The 18,432-nt window shown below is 57.8% G+C and carries 16 protein-coding genes and 1 tRNA gene; 14 read left to right on the forward strand and 3 right to left on the reverse strand.

Features of this window, described 5'->3' with window-relative positions; all coding sequences use genetic code 11:
* Nucleotides 1-3 precede the first annotated feature (3 nt).
* The 12 genes from SOM48_RS10295 to SOM48_RS10350 are packed head-to-tail and all read left to right on the forward strand — an operon-like array spanning nt 4 to nt 15,656.
* Nucleotides 4-1,401 (forward strand): SrfA family protein, encoded by a 1,398-nt coding sequence (locus SOM48_RS10295; RefSeq protein ID WP_320512037.1) that lies wholly within the window; start codon nt 4-6, stop codon nt 1,399-1,401.
* Nucleotides 1,402-4,404: a virulence factor SrfB gene (locus tag SOM48_RS10300; RefSeq protein ID WP_320511885.1), complete on the forward strand. Its 3,003-nt coding sequence runs from the start codon at nt 1,402-1,404 to the stop codon at nt 4,402-4,404.
* On the forward strand, nt 4,404-7,070 hold the full coding sequence (locus SOM48_RS10305) for a putative virulence factor (RefSeq protein ID WP_288882100.1): 2,667 nt from the start codon (nt 4,404-4,406) through the stop codon (nt 7,068-7,070). The genes SOM48_RS10300 and SOM48_RS10305 overlap by 1 nt, the downstream gene beginning before the upstream one ends.
* A 6-nt stretch (nt 7,071-7,076) precedes the next feature.
* The gene (locus SOM48_RS10310) at nt 7,077-8,069 is read left to right on the forward strand and encodes a hypothetical protein (protein ID WP_320511886.1); all 993 of its coding nucleotides are present in this window, start codon (nt 7,077-7,079) and stop codon (nt 8,067-8,069) included.
* Nucleotides 8,070-8,078: 9 nt separating this feature from the next.
* Nucleotides 8,079-10,031 carry a vWA domain-containing protein gene (locus SOM48_RS10315; RefSeq protein WP_288882097.1) on the forward strand — a complete coding sequence of 651 codons (1,953 nt, stop codon included), beginning with the start codon at nt 8,079-8,081 and terminating at the stop codon, nt 10,029-10,031.
* On the forward strand, nt 10,031-10,717 hold the full coding sequence (locus SOM48_RS10320) for an ABC transporter ATP-binding protein (protein WP_288882093.1): 687 nt from the start codon (nt 10,031-10,033) through the stop codon (nt 10,715-10,717). Before SOM48_RS10315 ends, SOM48_RS10320 begins: the two co-directional genes overlap by 1 nt.
* Entirely contained in the window at nt 10,698-11,930 is a 1,233-nt protein-coding gene (locus SOM48_RS10325; RefSeq protein WP_320511887.1) for an ABC transporter permease, read from the forward strand. The genes SOM48_RS10320 and SOM48_RS10325 overlap by 20 nt, the downstream gene beginning before the upstream one ends.
* Complete coding sequence (locus SOM48_RS10330; protein WP_076769168.1) at nt 11,920-13,461, forward strand: SUMF1/EgtB/PvdO family nonheme iron enzyme; 1,542 nt, start codon at nt 11,920-11,922, stop codon at nt 13,459-13,461. Before SOM48_RS10325 ends, SOM48_RS10330 begins: the two co-directional genes overlap by 11 nt.
* Nucleotides 13,462-13,483: 22 nt before the next feature.
* The gene (locus SOM48_RS10335) at nt 13,484-14,191 is read left to right on the forward strand and encodes a BAR domain-containing protein (protein WP_288882133.1); all 708 of its coding nucleotides are present in this window, start codon (nt 13,484-13,486) and stop codon (nt 14,189-14,191) included.
* A 10-nt stretch (nt 14,192-14,201) separates the two neighbouring features.
* Nucleotides 14,202-14,687: a hypothetical protein gene (locus tag SOM48_RS10340; RefSeq protein WP_054803571.1), complete on the forward strand. Its 486-nt coding sequence runs from the start codon at nt 14,202-14,204 to the stop codon at nt 14,685-14,687.
* A 48-nt stretch (nt 14,688-14,735) separates the two neighbouring features.
* Nucleotides 14,736-15,215, forward strand: a complete 480-nt coding sequence (locus SOM48_RS10345) for a hypothetical protein (protein WP_288882087.1) — start codon at nt 14,736-14,738, stop codon at nt 15,213-15,215.
* A gap of 15 nt (nt 15,216-15,230) precedes the next feature.
* Nucleotides 15,231-15,656 carry an IrmA family protein gene (locus SOM48_RS10350; RefSeq protein WP_320511888.1) on the forward strand — a complete coding sequence of 142 codons (426 nt, stop codon included), beginning with the start codon at nt 15,231-15,233 and terminating at the stop codon, nt 15,654-15,656.
* Between the two features lie 60 nt (nt 15,657-15,716).
* Here SOM48_RS10350 and SOM48_RS10355 read toward each other — a convergent pair whose 3' ends face one another.
* The gene (locus SOM48_RS10355; protein ID WP_320511889.1) at nt 15,717-16,361 is read right to left on the reverse strand and encodes a LysE family translocator; all 645 of its coding nucleotides are present in this window, start codon (nt 16,359-16,361) and stop codon (nt 15,717-15,719) included.
* 140 nt (nt 16,362-16,501) lie between these two features.
* On the opposite strand from SOM48_RS10355, the gene SOM48_RS10360 reads away from it, so the two are divergent.
* Entirely contained in the window at nt 16,502-16,825 is a 324-nt protein-coding gene (locus SOM48_RS10360; protein ID WP_320511890.1) for an NIPSNAP family protein, read from the forward strand.
* Between the two features lie 102 nt (nt 16,826-16,927).
* On the forward strand, nt 16,928-17,344 hold the full coding sequence (locus SOM48_RS10365) for a hypothetical protein (RefSeq protein WP_320511891.1): 417 nt from the start codon (nt 16,928-16,930) through the stop codon (nt 17,342-17,344).
* A gap of 184 nt (nt 17,345-17,528) precedes the next feature.
* Here SOM48_RS10365 and SOM48_RS10370 read toward each other — a convergent pair.
* Together SOM48_RS10370 and actS are read right to left on the reverse strand one after the other, a co-directional pair.
* A tRNA-Gly gene (locus SOM48_RS10370) sits at nt 17,529-17,602 on the reverse strand.
* A 92-nt stretch (nt 17,603-17,694) separates the two neighbouring features.
* Entirely contained in the window at nt 17,695-18,426 is a 732-nt protein-coding gene (gene actS, locus SOM48_RS10375) for an amidase activator ActS (protein ID WP_320511892.1), read from the reverse strand.
* Nucleotides 18,427-18,432: the final 6 nt, after the last annotated feature.

The following is an 18,432-nucleotide window of genomic DNA, read 5'->3' on the forward strand; positions in this document are numbered from 1 at the left end:
GAGATGTTTCTGTGCAGTGACAAGCTCAATAAATATCAGTCGATGGGCGAAAACGGGCAGGCTGTCCATATTTCTGCGCTGCAGTTGCGCGAAACCCTTCGCCTGCGCAAACAGAGCGCGGCGGCAGATGTGCTCGCCATTCCGCAAATCAGTGAACACGGCGAACGGGTTGACTGGTATGCCCCTTTTTCCGGCGACGTCATTCCCTGGTCAGCGGCCACGGAGAGCGAACGTCAAAGCGCCTTAGCGCAGCTGGAAATCACGCAGGCAACGTTGCGCCAGCTCAGTCAGGACTTCGCCCAGAGCAACCAGCCGGAGCAGCAACTGTTTGGTAAGCTGCTGGAAAAAACCCTGCAATTTCCCGATCCCGAGCATGTCTGGCTGGTCAACGGCAAGCCGGTGATCAGCTTCTGGGGATTCGTCAACGCCCGCCATCAGGCACGGATCGATCCGCTGGACTGCTTACGTCCGCCGAAACCCGTTACGCCCGCAGCCCCACTGCACAGCGCGCCGCCGGTCAACGAACCGCTGGTGACACCGCCGAAGCGTCGCGGATGGTGGATCCTGCCCGCGTGGTTATGCTGGCTACTACCGCTGCTGCTGTTAGCGCTTCTGCTGCTGTGGCTGCTGCGCGGCTGCGTACCCGGCGTAACCATTCCTGGCTTTAGCGTTGAGCAACCAGCACTGCCTGATGCGCACCTTCCGGTTGCGGAGAATGGCGCCACCCTCCCCGTCACCTCCTCTGAACGTGTTGTTGGCACTACCGAAGGCGTTACTGCGCCAGTGGTGAGCGGCAGCACGACGGGCATCGGCACGTTGAGCGATGAAGAGCGTGCCACAGCTGCCCCGGAAAACGCCGCCGCCCTTAACGATCCCGCCGTGCCGGTCGCGCCTGAAACAGGCAGCGAGCCTGCGCAAGCTGGCGTTGAGCCCGTGACGCCAGAGGCGCAGGTGAACGACCCGGCGCTGGCGGAACCCAACGCTACTGCGGGCAACGCTACCGCGCCGGTGGAGGTGAAAAACCCGTTAAGCCTGCCGCCGGAAGCGCTGGCGCAGGGGCGTACCGATTTTCTTAATGGCCAATGGCGCGCAGGCGCAGGCATCCAGGATCAGCGTACCGGCAAGCCGCTGAGCCTCAACTACCAGATTAAAGATGGCAAAGGTGAAGTGCAGATGGTGCGCGGCGATGGCGTCTCCTGCCGCGGCGCGGTCAATGCCGCCATCCAGGCCGGCAAGCTGGCCATTAATAACCAGGGTGAAGCGCAATGTACCGATGGCTCGGTTTACCAGATGCCGGAGATCGTCTGTGCGCCCGGTGCTAAGAGCGTTGCCGACTGTAAAGGCAGCTACGGCACCAGTACCCTTTTCCCCCTTTCGATGAAGCAGGAGGCAAGTAACTAAATGCTGGCTGAGCTCACTGATTTTAAAAAACAGGTCAAACTTATCCGTGACAGCGGGATTCAGTTCCTCGACTTCGCTTTCTCCCTGCCCGCGCGTAAAGCCTACGGCGAATTTCTGCGCCAGCAGGGCGAAGGTGCGGTACTGCGCCTTATCTACAACGAGCGTGACGACAAGTTTCAGGTCCCGACGCCAGACGGCGAAACGCCGCGCAACGCCGAACCGGAGTATGCGCTGGCGATTGAAGATTCCCTGAGCCTTTATGCGGGGATCTGGTTGCCGCTGCCCTTCTTTCGCTTCAACCCGCCGGGCGGCTTTTCTCACGGGCCGACTAACTGGTCGCGCGTGCAGTTTCATCAACTGCCGGAGCCGGACGAGAAAGGCAACACCTGGCGTGCAACGCTGATTTTCGATACCAAAATCTTTCCCGACCGCGAACATACACAATACCTGGCCCCCGGCGAAGATGATGTCCGTTCCGGGGCCGGTTTTGCGCTGGCCTGCTTACCACACCAGATGGGCGACTTCCTGACTCTTCCATGGATTGAGGAGTGGCTGAACGATATCTATACCAGGCAGGCACACGCTGTGCTGCGTCAGCACCCTGAAGACACCGAAGAGAAGCTGGGGCTGAAAGAGCATCAGGCGCACTTCCTTAACCTGCTCGAGGTGCTGAAAAAGACCATCGCCATTCCAGAAGTACAGCTCAATGACGTGAAAATTCGTGATACCGCGATCCCCGTCGACCTGGTGCTGGATATTGGCAACTCACGCAGCTGCGGCGTGCTGATTGAGGAGCATGCGGCGGATAACAAAGGCCTCTCTCAGCTCTATCAGCTGCAATTGCGCGATCTGAGCCAGCCGCAGTTTGTCTATAACGAGCCATTTGAGAGCCGACTGGAGTTCGCGCAGGCGGAGTTTGGCAAGCAGGACTTCTCATCGAAAAGCGGGCGCAGCGACGCCTTTACCTGGCCGACCATCGGCCGCGTCGGCGGTGAGGCTTTCCGCATGGCGGCGCAGCGTTTAGGTACCGAAGGCTCAACCGGCCTCTCCAGCCCGAAACGCTATCTGTGGGACGATCAGCCCTACTCGCCGGGCTGGCGTTTCAGCCAGGCGTTTGTCAAATCGGATCGTGAACCGCTGGCGACCGCCGCCCCGCTGCTCTATATGCTCAATGATCATGGCAAGCTGTTGATTCGCCTCAATGAAGATGAGCGGATGCCGGTCTTCTCGCCGGTTTACAGCCGCAGTTCATTGATGACCATGATGCTCTCAGAGGTGCTGAGCCAGGCGTTAATGCAGATCAACAGCCCGGCGCAGCGCCTGAAGATGAGCCACGCCAGCCATCCACGTCGTTTACGCAACGTGATCCTGACCGTGCCGCCGGCGATGCCGAAACCAGAGCGCGCCATCTTTGAAGCCTGCATGCATGACGCTATCCGCCTGGTGTGGAAATCGCTGGAGTGGGAAGAGATGGATTACGACGGCGAAGAGAGCGGCAATGCGAAGCAGCCACACCCCGGCGTTCATGTGAAGTGGGATGAAGCGACCTGCGGACAGCTGGTCTATCTCTATAACGAAACGCAGACCAATTTCGGTGGCCGCACCGATGAGTTTTTTGCCGCCACCCGTCGCCCCGATAATCAGCAGGCGGAGGGGGAACAACGCAGCCTGAAGATCGCCTCCATCGACATTGGCGGTGGCACCACCGATCTGGTGATCACCCGCTATACGCTGGATGACGGTAAAGGCATTAACGTGCGCATTACACCGAAACAGCTCTTCCGCGAAGGCTTTAAAGTGGCGGGCGACGACATTCTGCTGGATGTCATCCGTCTCTATCTCCAGCCAGCCGTAAAAGCGGCGATGATGAAAGTCGGCCACAGCGATATCGCGGCAGAGTCGATGATGTCGCAGCTGTTCGGCAGTGAAGCGATCGAAGCGGGCAAGCAGGTGCTGCGCCAGCAGTTGACGCTGCAAATCTTCTCACCGCTGGCGCTGGCCATTCTTCATCGCTATGAAGAGTACAAGCCGGAGAGTGGCCGCGAAGTCCTCAACTTTACCTTCCGCGAACTGCTCACCGGCACTACGCCTACCGCCAAAGTGCAGGATTACGTTAACGACGTGGTGCGCACCGGCCAGTTGGCGAGCGAAGCGCTCTTCTCACTGCTCGACGTGCCGTTAGAGGTCGATCTCGCCCGTCTGCATAATGAGTTTATCGATCCGCGCAGCGGCCGGATGAACATCTGCCATAGCCTGCGCGCCCTGTGTGAAGTGCTCTGGCACTACAATTGTGATGTGCTGCTGTTAACGGGCCGCCCTTCACGCCTGCCGGGCATTCAGGCACTGATTCGCCAGCTCCAGCCGGTGCCGCCGACGCGGGTTCTGCCGCTGCACGGGTATGAAACCGGCGGCTGGTATCCCTTCAACAAAAAAGGGTGCATTGACGATCCGAAATCCACCGCGGTGGTCGGCGCGATGCTCTGCCTGCTGGCGGAGAAGTCGCGTCTCAACAACTTCTATTTCCGCGCGGCAAACTTTACCGCCTACTCGACGATCCGCTACCTCGGCATGCTGGATGGCAACAACGTCATCAAAGACAGCAACGTCTTTTACAGCGATATCGACCTCGATGCCGCTGACTTCCAGCTCCCTCAGGGCCAGCCATTTGAGGCGCGCGGTGAAGTGCGTATCGGTTTCCGCCAGCTGGATAACGAGCGCTGGCCGGCCTCGTCGCTCTATACCCTGAAAATCAACAATCCGAACCTTGCCAGCGAACTCGCCGGCGATGCGGTGATGCGTATTGAGCTGATGGCGGAACAGGGCCGCGCGCGAAACGGCGAAGAGGCGGTCAGCCCGGAGCGTTTCCGTATTGAGTCGCTGGAGATGGAGAACGCCAGACGAAACTACAGCCGCAAGGATGTGACCTTCCAGTTAAACACGATGGTTGGCAATGGCATGGGCGAAAGCCAGTACTGGCTGGATAGCGGGAGCATTAAGAGCTAATGAACAGCATCAATTCGAAGCAAATTATCCAGGGCTGGCAGGGCGTTGAACGCGGTGCCGGTGAAGCGATTGAGTGGATCAACGCGGTGCGCCAGGATGCGCCGCGTCTTAATACCGAAGCCGACCGTCTGACGATTAACCTCCGCCGCAGCCGTAACAAGGCGCGCCGTCTGGCGCTGGCAGCAGCAAAACCGATGACCATCGGCTTCTTTGGCCTGTCGCAGGCGGGCAAATCCTACCTGATTTCCGCGCTGGCGGCGGGTGAAAACGGCAAGCTGGAGACCCGCCTCGGCGGTAAGCAGCTCGATTTTCTGACCCACATCAACCCGCCGGGCGGTGGCAAAGAGGCGACCGGCCTGGTGACGCGCTTTAGCCGTCGTCAGGTTGGCGGCGACGAGCGCTGGCCGGTGACGCTGCAACTGTTTAGCGAAATCGAGATGGGCAAAATTCTCGCCAACGCCTTTATCCATGATTTTAATCAGGAAAAATTCGACTGGCAGTATGACGAAGGGCGCATCAACGATCTGCTGGCCTCGCTGACCAAACGCCGTCGCCCAACCCGCGTGGCGGGCATCAGTGAAGATGATGTCGTCTCGCTGTGGGATTACCTGAGCCGCCATGCGGAAAAAAGTCAGAGCCGCTTAGCGCTGCACTACTGGCCGCAGGCGATTACGCTGGCGCCGTGGCTGACGCCGGAGGATCGCGGCCAGCTCTTCTCGGTGTTATGGGGCGAGGTGGCAGAGCTGACCGAAGCCTATATCCGTTTCGCGCAAACCCTGCATCGGCTGGGCGGCGCGCAGGAAGTGTGGGCACCGTTAAGCACGCTGGTCAGCGAAGAGAATGGCCTGCTGGTGCAGCGCGACAGCATTATGAATGTCGACATGCTGGAGCGGCTGAATAAAGAGACCGATATCCGCATTGAGGTTTGTCCGGTGGTGGAGGGCCAGGCCGCAGCGCCCGTCACCCTCTCGCTGGCAGAATTAACGGCATTAACCGTTGAGTTGCATATCCCGCTGGTCGCCTCGACCCGCGAGCCGCTGTTTGAGACCGTCGATCTGCTCGATTTCCCCGGTTATCGTGGGCGCCTCGGCGTTGAGTCGATGGATGATATTCGCCGCGCGGTCAACAGTGAAGAGAGCAACCCGCTGGCGCAGCTGATTTTACGTGGCAAAGTCGCTTATCTCTTTGAGCGCTATACCGAAAACCAGGAGATGAACGTCCTGGTGGTCTGTACAGCCTCGACCAAGCAGTCGGATGTTAAAGAGGTGGGCGGCGTGCTCGATGAGTGGATCCGCTACACCCAGGGCGCCGACGCCGAGGCGCGCGGCCGCCGTCTGCCGGGGCTAATTTGGGCGCTGACCATGTTCGATCTGCGCATCAGCCAGGGGCTGTCGCAAGAGGAGGCAATCCTGCGACAATCCTGGGGGCTGGGCGGGATGATCAAAATGGCAATGACCGAGCGCTTCGGTCAGTACAAATGGATGCAGGAGTGGCAGCGCGGACAGGCGTTTAACAACACCTTCCTTGTGCGCAAGCCGCGTCAGCAGACGCCGTTTATTCGTATTAGCGACGGTAACGAAGCGGCGTTTAGCGAAGAGAACCTGCCGCAGCTCCAGTTGATGCGCAAAACCTTCCTTGAAGATGAAGCGGTTAACCGCTATATCGCCTCGCCGGACGAAGCCTGGGACGCGATGCTCGAGCTTAACGACGGCGGGATGCGCCGCATGGCTGATTACCTCTCGACCGTTGCGCGTCCGGAAGTGAAGCTCGAGCGCATTGCCGAGCAGTTGCAGGAGATCCGCGATGAGCTGATCGAGGGCGGTTTAGGCAACTGGTATCAGCCAGACGGCGAAGAGGATGCGGCGAAAAAGGCGCAGATTGCCCGCGACATTCTGGATGTGCTGAAAAAACGCAGCGGTATGCACGGCGAGCTGTTGCTGCGCCTGGTGCCGACGCGCCGCGATTTGCAGGCACTCTATCTGCAACAAACCACACTGCCGGTGCAGGAAGAGGCGCCTGAAGAGCTGGATATTTTCGATATCGGTGTTGGCGCTGCCTTTGGGGCTGAAGCACCTGCGGCAACGACCTATAGCCACGAAATTGCCTTCGCGCATCAGAGCGTACAGCACTGGATCAACCATCTACGCGGCTTGTCGGAAAGCCCGGCGTTGCTCAACTACATCAATTTACCGCGCCCGATTATCGACGCGCTGGCCGATGAACTGATTACCGCCCTGCTCCGTCTGCGCGTCGAAGAGAAGCTCGTTGAGGCGATGACCAATACCGAGCAGGCAGGCGTGTTGCTGGAGCAGATGGTGGACCGTCAGGTGTCGCGCATCCTGCATGTGATGGGCGATTTTATTACCTGGCTTGGGTACCTCGAGATGCCCGCAGCGAAACGCCCGACACGCTTGAATATGCCGGATCAGCACATTTTCACCCGCCCCTCTCAGTGCGACAGCGTGGTGTGGAAAGACGACGAGCGCCTGGCACGTTTAACGCCGCAACAACTGAACTACACCGCCATGTTCATTATCGACTGGCTGGTGGGACTGGAGTCGCTGATTACCGAGAACGCGGGCCATTCGGCCGGACGGGAGATCAGCGTGGCGCAGAACGAAAAACTGGGCGCCATCATCCGTCAGATTCAGACTTCACAGGAGTAATAGCAGGTGATCAAACCCGAACTTAAAGCCCTTCAGCCCGTCATCCCGGGCTATGCGCAACTACTGTTGAAAGCGTGGAAAGGGGGTATGGATGGCGTGATGATCTCGGTGCTGCGTAACCAGGATTCGCTCTATCTCGACAACGATGGCGGCTGGAGCAGCGCGGAAGTCTTTCTGGCGCTGCCGACGCTTACGCTCGATGAGGGTGTGCCCACCGTGCAGGTCGGCCCGTCGCTGGTTGATCCCCTACTGGCTAACCGCCAGGCAGCCTATCGCATCGCCATCAAAGATGATGTCTCGCGCGATATGGGGATCCTGATGATCAGCGAAGGCTTGCTCAGCTCCCAGGCGGGCGGCGAGAACCCGCTACCGGTCAACACCCGTACCCTGAATGACACCCCGCCGACGCCACCTGCCGTTGAGCCAACGCCGCAACCGGTGCCGGAACCCGCGCCAGTGATTGCCGAGCCGCCTGCGCCGCAGCCGGTCGAGGAGCCGAAAGCGAAGAGCGGTAAAGGGCTGATTATTGCACTGGTGGTGCTTCTGCTGCTGATCGCCGCCGCCGCTGCGGCATGGTGGTTTATGCGTAGCCCCGAAGCGCCAGCTGAAGAGACACCGCCACCTGCGGCAGCGCCTTCGGTCGCGGCGAAAGTCAGCGGCCCGTGCGGCGACGATCTGATGACCAAAGGCAATGAACTGGCATTTGTGAAAGGGTGCCTGCGCAGCCAGCCAAGCAGTGCGCAACTGCTGGAGGTGATCGCGAAAGCAAAAGCGGCGAAGCAGTGTGATGTCGCGCAACGCTTATACGCCTATAAAGCGCAGTCTGGCGATACCCAGATGGCAATGCGTTATGCCGAAGAGTATGACCCGAAAACCGCACAGAGCGGCGGCTGCTTTAGCCCGGATGCGCAAACCGCCATCTACTGGTACGAGATTGTGGTCAACCAGGACTCACAAAACAGCGGGGCGAAAGCCCGTCTTGCCGAGCTGAAAAAATAGGATTAAAGGATGAAAACGAGAGTCTGGCTGGGCGGATTCCTGTGCTTAACGGCCGCCACCATGGGCGCGCACGCCGCCGATCAAAAACCGCTGCTGCAGGAGGGGAAACATAGCCTTTATCAGCGTGTTCTCACCTACCCGGGCTGCCAGCTGGCACCGAAAGCGGGCGAGGCCGGTAAAGAGCAGCCGGCGTTTAGCCGCTTCTACGTTTATCAGCGTAGCAAGCAGGGCCAGGATGAGTGGTTGCAGGTGGGGCCGGATAGCTTCGGTCATGTTTCCGGCTGGCTTAAAGCCGCCTGTACCGTCGACTGGAAGATGCAGCTCACGCTGGCCTTTACCAACCCGGCGGGTCGCCACCCGATGCTCTTTTTCCGCGATAAGAGCGACGTCGAATCGTTGCTGAATAACCCTAAACCGGCCGCCGCGCTCGATCCGTTATTGGCCAATCTGAAGAGCAATAAACCCGTGCCGCAGGTGCTGGCGAAAGAGCCGGATTACATGGTCGATCAGCAGAAAAACTTCTACCTGCTGCCAGTGTTAGGCTCTGACGATGTCTTTACCGACAGCGGTTTCCAGGTGCGCGTGCTTAATGTCGCCTCGGTCAGTGAAAAAGCGCCGGAGAAAGCGGCAAAAGCGGCTGACGAGAAGAACATGATGAAGGGCTTTTCGGCGTCGGTGGTGTTTGTTATCGACTCCACCATTTCGATGGGTCCCTATATCGACCGCACTAAAGAGGCGATCGATAAGATCTATCAGCGCATTGAAAAGGAGCACCTCCAGGATCAGGTGAAGTTCGGTCTGGTGGCCTTCCGCTCTAATGTCAAAGCCGTGCCGGGGCTGGAGTATGACAGCAAGATGTATGTTGACCCCAATACGGTGAAAGATGGCAAAGATTTCCTCGCCAAAGTACACGATCTGAAGCAAGCCACGGTCTCCAGCAGCAAAGTGGATGAGGATGCTTATGGCGGTGTGATGACGGCGCTTGATAAGGTCGACTGGACGCAGTTTGGCGCACGTTACGTGATCCTGATTACCGACGCCGGCGCGCTGGAGGGCGGAGATAACCTCTCCTCTACACATCTTGATGCCGCACAGGTTCGCCAGGAAGCGGCCTATCGTGGTGTGGCGCTTTATACCCTGCATCTCAAAACCCCGAGCGGTAAGAAAAACCATGCTGCTGCCGAGGCGCAGTATCAGGATCTGACGCTCAACCCGTTCCTGCATAAACCGCTCTACTACCCGATCGACTCCGGCGATGTGAACAACTTCGGCACCATGGTCGATAGCCTGGCTAACGCCATCACCGGCCAGATCAAAACCGCCTGGAGCGGGGAAGAGACGGCGGGCAGCGCGCTGGGCGCCAGCGAAGAGTATGCCGGTAAGAAAGCCGACCCGCTGCTGAGCGATGCGGACAAGCTGAGCAAAGCGATGCGCCTTGCCTATCTCGGTGAAAAACAGGGGACCCAGGCACCGCCGGTGTTTAAATCCTGGATCAGCGATCGCGATTTGGTGAACCAGAACATTCCCGCCACTGAAGTGCGTGTCCTGCTGACCAAAAGCGAGTTGAGCGATCTGAGCGATGTGATGAAGAAGATCGTCAACGCCGCCAACGAAGGGTTGATCTCGCCGGACGATATGTTCGCCAGCCTGCGTTCGCTGGCCGCAACGATGGGCAACGATCCGAACCAGGCGAAAAGCAAAAATGCCACACGCTTAGGTGAATTGGGTCTGCTGGGTGAATACATCGAAGGGCTGCCGTACCTGAGTGAAGTGCTGAGCCTTGATGAAGAGACCTGGAAGAGCTGGGATGGCCTTGAGCAGGAGCGATTTATTCGCCGTCTCAATACCAAGCTGAACTACTACCAACGCTATAACCAGGATGTTGACCGCTGGATCTCGCTGGCACCGGACAGCGATCCGCGTGACAACGTCTACCCTGTGCCGCTGGAAAACCTGCCGTAATGCTACACATACGCGAAATGGCGATCCGTCGCGGCGGCACGCAGGGCTACCGGGTCTCGCTACCGGAGCTGACGCTGGCACCCGGTGAAGTGGTGGCGCTTACCGGCCCCAGCGGCTGCGGTAAGAGCACCCTGCTGGAGATGATGGGCGCGATCCTGCGCCCGGAAGAGCTGTCGGAGTATCGCCTCGGCGAGCGGGATCTTACCCCGGCGCTGCTCGCGGATGATGAAGCCGCGCTGTCGGGTATCCGCGCACGGGATCTCGGCTTTGTACTCCAGCACGGCGGGCTGCTGCCGTGGCTAACGGTGCAGGAGAACATCACCCTCACCCGTCGGCTGGTCGGGCAAACGGTGCAATCGCCGTGGCTTAAGACCGCTATCGATCGGCTCGGCATTGCGCCGCTGCTGCATCAGCTGCCTTCCCGCCTGTCAATTGGCGAGCGTCAGCGCGTGGCGTTTGTGCGCGCTATCGCCCACCAGCCGCGCCTGCTGCTGGCAGATGAGCCAACCGCTGCGCTCGATCCCGATAACGCCAGCCGGCTGTTTGCACTAATGATTGAGATGGTGCGGGCAATGGAGATGGCGGCGGTGATCGTCAGCCATGACTGGCAGCGGGTGAGCGAGTGTAATCTGCGCTGTTATCGCGCCGTGATGCAGGAGGGGCAAAGTGTCTTCCAGCCTGCCTGAAACGCGCCCCAGGATGGGGCTACTGCTAAATATGGCGCTGCGCGATCTGATACACGATCGGAAAGTGGCGCTCTGTATTGTCTTCTCGCTGATCGCGGTGATCGCCCCGCTACTTCTCCTGTTTGGCTTAAAGAACGGTATCGTCAGCCAGCTGCGCCACGATCTGCTCGACGATCCACGCACGCGGGAAGTGCGGATGACCGGCAACGGTAACTACGATCTTGCGTGGCTCAATGCGCTCGCGGCACGCCCGGAGGTTGGCTTCTCAATACCGCTTACGCGATCGCTGAATACCCAGGCAGACCTGGTGCGCGACGGGCAACATTTTGCCGCTGGTGCAGAGGTGATCCCTTCCGCGAAAGGCGATCCGCTGCTGCGCGAGAGCGGAGTGCTGCCGCACGGCAGCACGGTGGTACTAAGCAACAGCGCCGCCCGTAAGCTCGACGTGAAAGCGGGCGACACGTTCCGGCTGTTTATCAGCCGTAAACGCGACGGGCAGAACCAGCGCACATCGCTCTCCGTCAGCGTCGGTGCCATTCTCGACGAGGCGCGCTTTGCCCGCCCTGCGCTATTTGTCGACCTGCCTCTGCTGGTAGCGCTGGAGGATTATCGCGACGGTTTCCAGGTGCCGCTGCTCGGCGTTACCGACGGTGAAAAAGCGCGCGAGCGGCATAACTTTGCGCGGGCGCGGCTCTATGCCGCCACGCTGGATGATGTTGCCCCCCTGGCGCAATGGCTTGAGTCGCAGCATATCGAAGCGATAACCCAGGCCGCGCAGATTGAAGCGGTGCGCGCCATCGATCGCGTGCTGGGGGTGATTTTCGCGGTGATCGCCTGGATCTCGGCCTCGGGCTGCATTGCGTCGCTTATTGGCGCGTTTATCGCCAATATCGATCGTAAACGCAAAGATATGGCAGTGCTGCGCCTGCTCGGTTTTCGCCGCCAGGCGGTGACGCTGTTCATCATGATCCAGGCGCTCTGCCTGACGGGCGTTGCGTTTATTGCTGGCCTGTTGATTTATGGCGCGGGCAGCGCGCTGTTTAACCACCTTCTGGGCGCTAATCTCCCCGAAAGCGCTTTTGTTTGTCACCTTGATCCTGGCCACTTTGCCGCCGCCTTCCTGAGCGTGCTGGCCGTGGCGCTGGGCGTTGCCGCGATTGGCGCGCTGCGGGCGTTAAAGATCGAACCTGCGGAGAGTTTACGTGAAATTTAACCTGTTACTGACGCTGGCTGCGGCCGGGTTAGGCTTTTCCTGCGCGGCAAACGCAACGTGGGATGAGAAGTTCTGGAATCCAAAACCCTTGGCTGATGATGTGATCCTGCCGCTGCCCTGCGATGGCGCAATGGCGTTTCGTAAGGTTGCTATTCCTCTGGATAAGCCGTTAGCCGATTACAGCATTACGCTTGGCGAAGAGGGTAACGAGTGGGGCTATATCGAACAGTCACGCCCGGACCATATCGCCGGTAGCTTCCCGCAAGAGAAGAAAGAGAAAGGCCGTTACTACCTGATGGCCAAATATGAGCTGACGGATTTGCAGTATCGCGCACTCTCCGGTGATTGCGCCAAACCCGATATCAAAGGTCGTCTGCCGAAGGTCAATATCGGCTGGATGGACGCCATGTCGATTGCCGATAAATACAACCTGTGGCTGCGAAAAGAGAAGCCGGACGCACTGCCGCAGGATGATAAGCAGCCGGGCTTTTTACGTCTGCCGACGGAAACCGAATGGGAGTTTGCCGCGCGCGGCGGGCTGTCTGTCTCGTCGGCGGAGTTTCGCGATCGCCACTTCCCGATGCCGGAAGGCCTGAATGGCTATGTCTGGTTCGCGGGGGCGCAGTCAGCAAATAACAAACTTCAGCTTACCGGCCTGCTTAAACCGAACCCGCTGGGTCTGCACGATATGCTCGGCAACGTTGGCGAAATGATGTTTGAGCCGTTTCGCTTAAATAAACTTGACCGCCTGCATGGCAAAGCGGGCGGCTATATCGTGCGCGGCGGCAGCTACTTAACGCCGCAGGCCGATATTCGCAGTTCGCTGCGCGGGGAAGAGCCCTATTACACCGCGCAAGGTGAGAACAGCAGCAAAGCGAACGGCATGCGCCTGGTACTGGTCTCAACCACCCTCACCTCGCGGGATCGCATCAAAGAGATTGAAAAAGAGTGGCAGGCGCTGGGTACCGAGAGCAAAGCGGCGAAGAAACCGGGCGAAGGCGCGGACTCATTACAGAACCTGAATGCCATCTCCGCCAAAGTGCAGGATGAAGGCGTGAAAAAGGAGCTGGAGTCGCTGCGTAATGAACTGCGAGCCAATAGTCAGCTGCGCGATGAGCAACGCGACCAGGCGATCCGTACCTCTTTGCAGCTGGGCGCCTTTTTGTGCACCAAGATGAAAGATGACGGCGAGTTTCTCGATCGCCTTAACCAGCTTTATAGCAAAACGTGTGCCGCCGGGAGCCAGCTGGATGCCAACTGTTCGCGTCGCCAGGAGCAGCTCGATCAGCATAAAAAAGCGCTGGAGTTTATCACCAGCTATTACGCCGACACGCTGGTGGATATGGGCACGACCTATAACAAGAGCCTGATCGATCCGCAGATGACCGTCGTGCAGCAACAGATGGCGGCGCGCGGTAAAACCAATCTGAATGGTTATCTGAATACCTACTGGGGCAACCTTCAGGGCTACTGGAAAGATGGCAAAGTGGCGCGCGATGCGTGGCTGAGCGCTTGTAAAAAAAATAATTAAGGACATTCAGGAGAGAGTGGTGATGGTTGCTTTTAAACGGTTACGTACAGCAGTAGTGGCTGGGTTGATTGTGGTGCTGGCGGGTTGCCAGAGTTCGGGCGGTATGGGCGGCAGTGGGAGTGTCGATCCCCGTTTAGCCAATAACCAGGACGTCGAGTTTTTTAATAAATCGGGCGTCATGGCCTGTGCTGGCGGCGCGCTGCTCGGCGCGCTGGCCTGTGCGGCAAGTAACTCAAGCAATAAAGCGGTGTGCATGATTGCCGCCGCGGTGGCAGGCTGCGGCGTCGGGGTTGGTGCTAACGCCTACCTTGATAACCAGCGTAAAAAATATGCCTCGCAGGAGGAGCAGTTGAATGCCTCCATTCGCGATATCCAGGCGGAAAACACCCGCATCCAGAATGCGACTAACGTGGCGAAATCGGTTATTGCCAGCGACAAGCTGACGCTGGCGAAGCTTGAGAAGGACATTGCCGCAAGGAAAGTGAAGAAAGATGCGCTGCAACAGCAGGTTAAAGGCGTCGATGCCAACATCGCTTATCTGCGTAACACGCTGACCGATATGAAAAAACATCAGCAGCAGTGGCAGGATATCTCCTCTGATATGCACAGAACCGGCGGCGATACCAAAAAACTCGATTCTGAAATTGCGCAGATGCGCGATCAAATTGGCTCGTTGCAGGGTGAACTCGACAGCCTCTATACCCAACGTACCGCACTGAAAGTTAGCTGAGGATCACGCTATGCATAAGAAGATTTTAATGATGTTGAGCGCGCTGTTACTGGCTGGCTGCGCGACAAATGCGCGTGATTGCGACCCGACCGCCGGCGACGTCAGCATTATTACCAAGTTTAACTGTAACTACTCCGGCACCTGGGATAAGCGCGTTGAGCAGAAGCAGCAGACCCTGCAACATGAGCAGCAGTTGAACAAGGAGTTCAACGCGGTCTATGCGGCGATTGAACAGGAGAAGAAGCAGAGCAATGCCAGCGTCGCCAGCAAGCGTAAATCACAGCAGGCGCTGCAACGTTCGATGAATAACCTGATTGCGCAGCTGAAGCAGAAAAACGCAGGCCGGGCCGATGTGCAAAAACAGATCGCCGCGCTTGAGAAGAAGATGAAAGAGGCGCAAAACCGCCCTTCCGCTTCCGAGATGGAAAAACAGATGGAGCTGCAAAAATTGCAGGGTCAGCTGTCGGAACTTCAGCAAACCTTAGCCGCGCAATAAGCAGCGCCCGCCGGCGCTGCGTCGGCGGGATGACACTATCAGGAACCCATGATGAAACGCATCTCTATGATTGCGATATTGCTCGCTGCAATGTCCGTAGCAACCTATGCGCAGGCGGAAATCCCCGACCCGGAGTTGATATTTAACTGTGATTTGCCGAATGAGAAAGGCGTTGTTATTCGTCTGAAGGATAACGTCCCGACTTACTATTACGGCTCTATTGAGCAAGTCGAGATGACGCTACCGCGCATCGAAGGTGATAAAACCCAGGTCCGCGTTGGTGAGATGACCTTCGCTGGGGGCGGCTCCCTCTACTACCGCTTTATTAACGGCAACTTCAGTTATGTGGTCTATAGCGGGATGGGCAGAGGATGGGAGTTCACCGGCCTGAAAGTTTACCAGGGCAAAAAACGTATTATGAAGCGGGAGTGTACTAACGGCGGCTTTTTGAACACGAATTATCGCGGTGAAAATCTTGTGAAAGAGAGCGATACCGGCGATGACGATACCTACGGCTATGCCGATTAACAGTGGACGGAACAGATGATCTCACGCCGTTATTTGTGGCCGTTTTTACTGCCTTTTGTGATGCTAAAACCCGCGCTGGCCATTGAGATTTGGCACTCGGATACGGTATGGGCTAACCAGGGGATGTGCAGCGCAACTTTTACTCTCGATAGCGGCGCGGAGCCGGTCGGCCAGCTGGATATTGGTATTGAACTGGTTAACGCACGCCAGGAAGTCGTGAGCGTGGATCACTTAGCCGTTGCGCCCTTTGGCACCTCAGAGGCCACGCGCTATCAGTCAACCTCTGCTGAAGGGGAGCACTATTGCGATGATACGTTAAGCATCCGCATTACTTCACTCGCTGAGGTCGACAACGGCGTGCAGAAGCGGTTACCTCTTTCACTTATCACGCCGCGCCACTTCACGCCATTTACCATCGTGACGGCGCCACGAGATAAGTAACTCCGACAGAAAAAAAGCGCGCCGGTAAGCAATAACGGCGCGCTTTTTTTGCTCTATCCCTTAGCGCTTCGTGAGCGCCAGCCGAATACCTAGCGCAATAAACGTGGTGCCGACAATGCGGTCGAGCAGCTTTTGCAGGCCCCTGTTTTGCGATACTGCGCCCGCCGCGCTGCCCGCCAGCAGGGCGAAAGTGATATCGGTCAGGAACGCAATCAGCGCGTAAGCGAAGCCAAGAATAAGAAATGAGGCAGCATGCTGATCGCCATCTGCGACCACGAACTGCGGGAAGAATGAGATAAAGAAGAGCAGCACCTTCGGGTTGGTGAGCGTGGTGATAAACCCACGGGAGAGCAGCGTGCGGGTGGTCACTTTCCCTTTGCTGGGCGCACACTCCTCGCCCTCAACGCGCGGTTTGGCGAATGTGCCGAGGATCATCTTACTGCCGAGGTAGAGCAGGTAGGCTGCGCCGAGGTATTTAATTACCGTAAACATCAGCGGTGAAGCGGTGATCAGCGCCGTTAACCCGACGGCGCTGGCCACGGCATGCGTACAACTGCCCAACGCCACGCCCGCCGCGGAGATCACCCCGGCACGACGCCCGTTAGCCACGCTTTGCCCGATGACATAAGCCATATCCGGCCCAGGCGTTACCGACAACAGAAAAACTGACAGGGCAAACAGCCCAAAATGTGTAATATCCAGCATTACTCCCTCCATATTCAGAAGCATAAGTTAACATCGGAATGAGGCAGTAATCCATACCTGGAATGAATAGTTATGCCGCCAGAAGAATAGTTATGCTTTTCATAACTGACCTCTGATGGCACTTAATAGGGATGAAAATTGTGAAGACGGTTGAAATATTGCAATACACCTTGCGTCCAGGAAGCGGCGCGGCGTTCCACGCCATCATGCAGGAGATCAGCGTTCCCCTGCATCAGCGCCACGGCATCGATGTTGTGAGGTTTGGCAACTCATTGCACGATCCCGATTGCTACTGCCTGATCCGCGCTTTTGCCAGCCCGGAAAGTATGGCGACGGTGCTGGAGGCCTTTTATGCCAGCGATGCGTGGCGCAGTGGCCCGCGAGAGGCGATTGTGAGCAGCATTGAAACGAGCCTGAAAACGGTTATGACGCTGTCGGCGGAAGGTGTGGAAGGGCTGCGATAACTACCAGAGCCAGGGGAATGACATCAGGGCGGTGTCAGGCATAATTCGTGCTGATTCAGATTTCCCATACCCGCGGATAAGCTCACTTTTCAGAGAGACGCTATGAATACCAAGGCACTGTTTTTAGGTTTTTTTCTGCTTGCCGGCTCGCTGAATAGCGCGATGGCGGATAGCTGCCGGTCCAACATTTTTGGCGGAGAGGATTGCCGCTATGACGATGGCACAACATCCAGCAGCCGCTCTAACATTTTTGGTGGGCAGGACACGAAATATAGCGACGGAAGAACCTCAAGCAGCAGAGCCAATATCTTTGGCGGCCAGGATACGAAAAACAGCGACGGTAGCTCTTCCAGCAGCCGCGCCAATATCTTTGACGGCCAGGACACGCAAAATAGCGATGGTAGCTCCTCCAGCAGTCGCGCGAATATCTTCGACGGTCAGGATACGAAAAACAGTGATGGCAGCTCTTCCAGCAGCCGTGCCAATATCTTCGGCGGCCAGGACACCACACATAATTAATCGCTTTCCGGCACCAGTGCTGACGGGCGACGTGCTGCCTGGTGGTGCTGGTGCCGCGACGCCTCGCTTTACCCGCCTAATCAAGCCACTGTAACGACAATAAAAATCTCATCGCGATAAGCGTCATGGCATAAACGTGAAGCATGCGTTGCAGAAATCAGGGAAATGAAGAGAGAGGAAATGCTGGAGCGGGCGAAGGGAATCGAACCCTCGTATAGAGCTTGGGAAGCTCTCGTTCTACCATTGAACTACGCCCGCTTTCGAAGTGCTCAGGCATTATAGACCTTACATCGCGTCTGACAACCCACCGATGCGCTAACAGGTTAATTTCTCGCCTGTTAGCGCGCAGATTAACACTTCGGTACGCTGCCCTGCGGCGGTAAGTAGCGCAGCGGATCGATGGCCGTCGCGCGATAGCGCAGCTGGAAGTGCAGGCGCACGGAGTCGGCATCGCTGCTGCCCATGGTGGCAATCTTCTGCCCGGATTTAACGCTCTGGCCGTTATTCACCAGCAGCGTCTCATTGTGCGCATAGGCGGTGATGTAATCTTCGCTGTGCTTAATCATGATCAGGTTGCCATAGCCGCGCAGCTGGCTGCCAACATAAACCACTTTCCCGGCACCGGCAGCGTAGATCGGCTGCCCGCGCGACCCGGCGATATCAATACCTTTATTACCGCCATCAGAGTTGGAATAGGTGAGGATCACTTTCCCGCTGGTCGGCCAGCGCCAGCAGCGCTGCCCAACGGGCGGCCAGGAGGCTTGCGGCACCGACGAAGAAGGCCGCGCTTTCGCCAGCTTGCCGGAGGAGGAGCCTTTCGACGCCCCTTTCACCTTCAGCCGTTGCCCCACTTCGATGGTGTAGGGCGGCGAAATGCCGTTCATGCTCGCCAGCTCTTTTACACTGGTGCCGGTGATGCGCGAAATGCGGTACAGGGTATCGCCGCGCTTGACCGTGTAGGTCGCGCCTGCGTAGCTTCCGGTCGAATTATTCCCCGCACAGCCCGCCAGCAGCAGCGAAAATGCCAGGCATATGACCATGCAAAATGGGTTTTTCATCAGGCGTCCTGCGCGCAAAACCATTCCTCG

Origin of the sequence: Kosakonia sp. CFBP8986 (assembly GCF_034044935.1) — a bacterium.
GTDB classification, from domain to species: Bacteria; Pseudomonadota; Gammaproteobacteria; order Enterobacterales; family Enterobacteriaceae; genus Kosakonia; species Kosakonia cowanii.

Bases quoted from the DNA above. Each gene is read 5' to 3' on its own strand.
- SOM48_RS10350 (WP_320511888.1), top strand. From the start codon at position 15,231: ATGATCTCACGCCGTTATTTGTGGCCGTTTTTACTGCCTTTTGTGATG.
- SOM48_RS10345 (WP_288882087.1), top strand. From the start codon at position 14,736: ATGATGAAACGCATCTCTATGATTGCGATATTGCTCGCTGCAATGTCC.
- SOM48_RS10300 (WP_320511885.1), top strand. From the start codon at position 1,402: ATGCTGGCTGAGCTCACTGATTTTAAAAAACAGGTCAAACTTATCCGT.
- SOM48_RS10320 (WP_288882093.1), top strand. From the start codon at position 10,031: ATGCTACACATACGCGAAATGGCGATCCGTCGCGGCGGCACGCAGGGC.
- SOM48_RS10335 (WP_288882133.1), top strand. From the start codon at position 13,484: ATGGTTGCTTTTAAACGGTTACGTACAGCAGTAGTGGCTGGGTTGATT.
- SOM48_RS10340 (WP_054803571.1), top strand. From the start codon at position 14,202: ATGCATAAGAAGATTTTAATGATGTTGAGCGCGCTGTTACTGGCTGGC.
- SOM48_RS10355 (WP_320511889.1), bottom strand. From the start codon at position 16,361: ATGCTGGATATTACACATTTTGGGCTGTTTGCCCTGTCAGTTTTTCTG.
- SOM48_RS10315 (WP_288882097.1), top strand. From the start codon at position 8,079: ATGAAAACGAGAGTCTGGCTGGGCGGATTCCTGTGCTTAACGGCCGCC.
- SOM48_RS10305 (WP_288882100.1), top strand. From the start codon at position 4,404: ATGAACAGCATCAATTCGAAGCAAATTATCCAGGGCTGGCAGGGCGTT.
- SOM48_RS10365 (WP_320511891.1), top strand. From the start codon at position 16,928: ATGAATACCAAGGCACTGTTTTTAGGTTTTTTTCTGCTTGCCGGCTCG.
- SOM48_RS10295 (WP_320512037.1), top strand. From the start codon at position 4: ATGTTTCTGTGCAGTGACAAGCTCAATAAATATCAGTCGATGGGCGAA.
- actS (WP_320511892.1), bottom strand. From the start codon at position 18,426: ATGGTTTTGCGCGCAGGACGCCTGATGAAAAACCCATTTTGCATGGTC.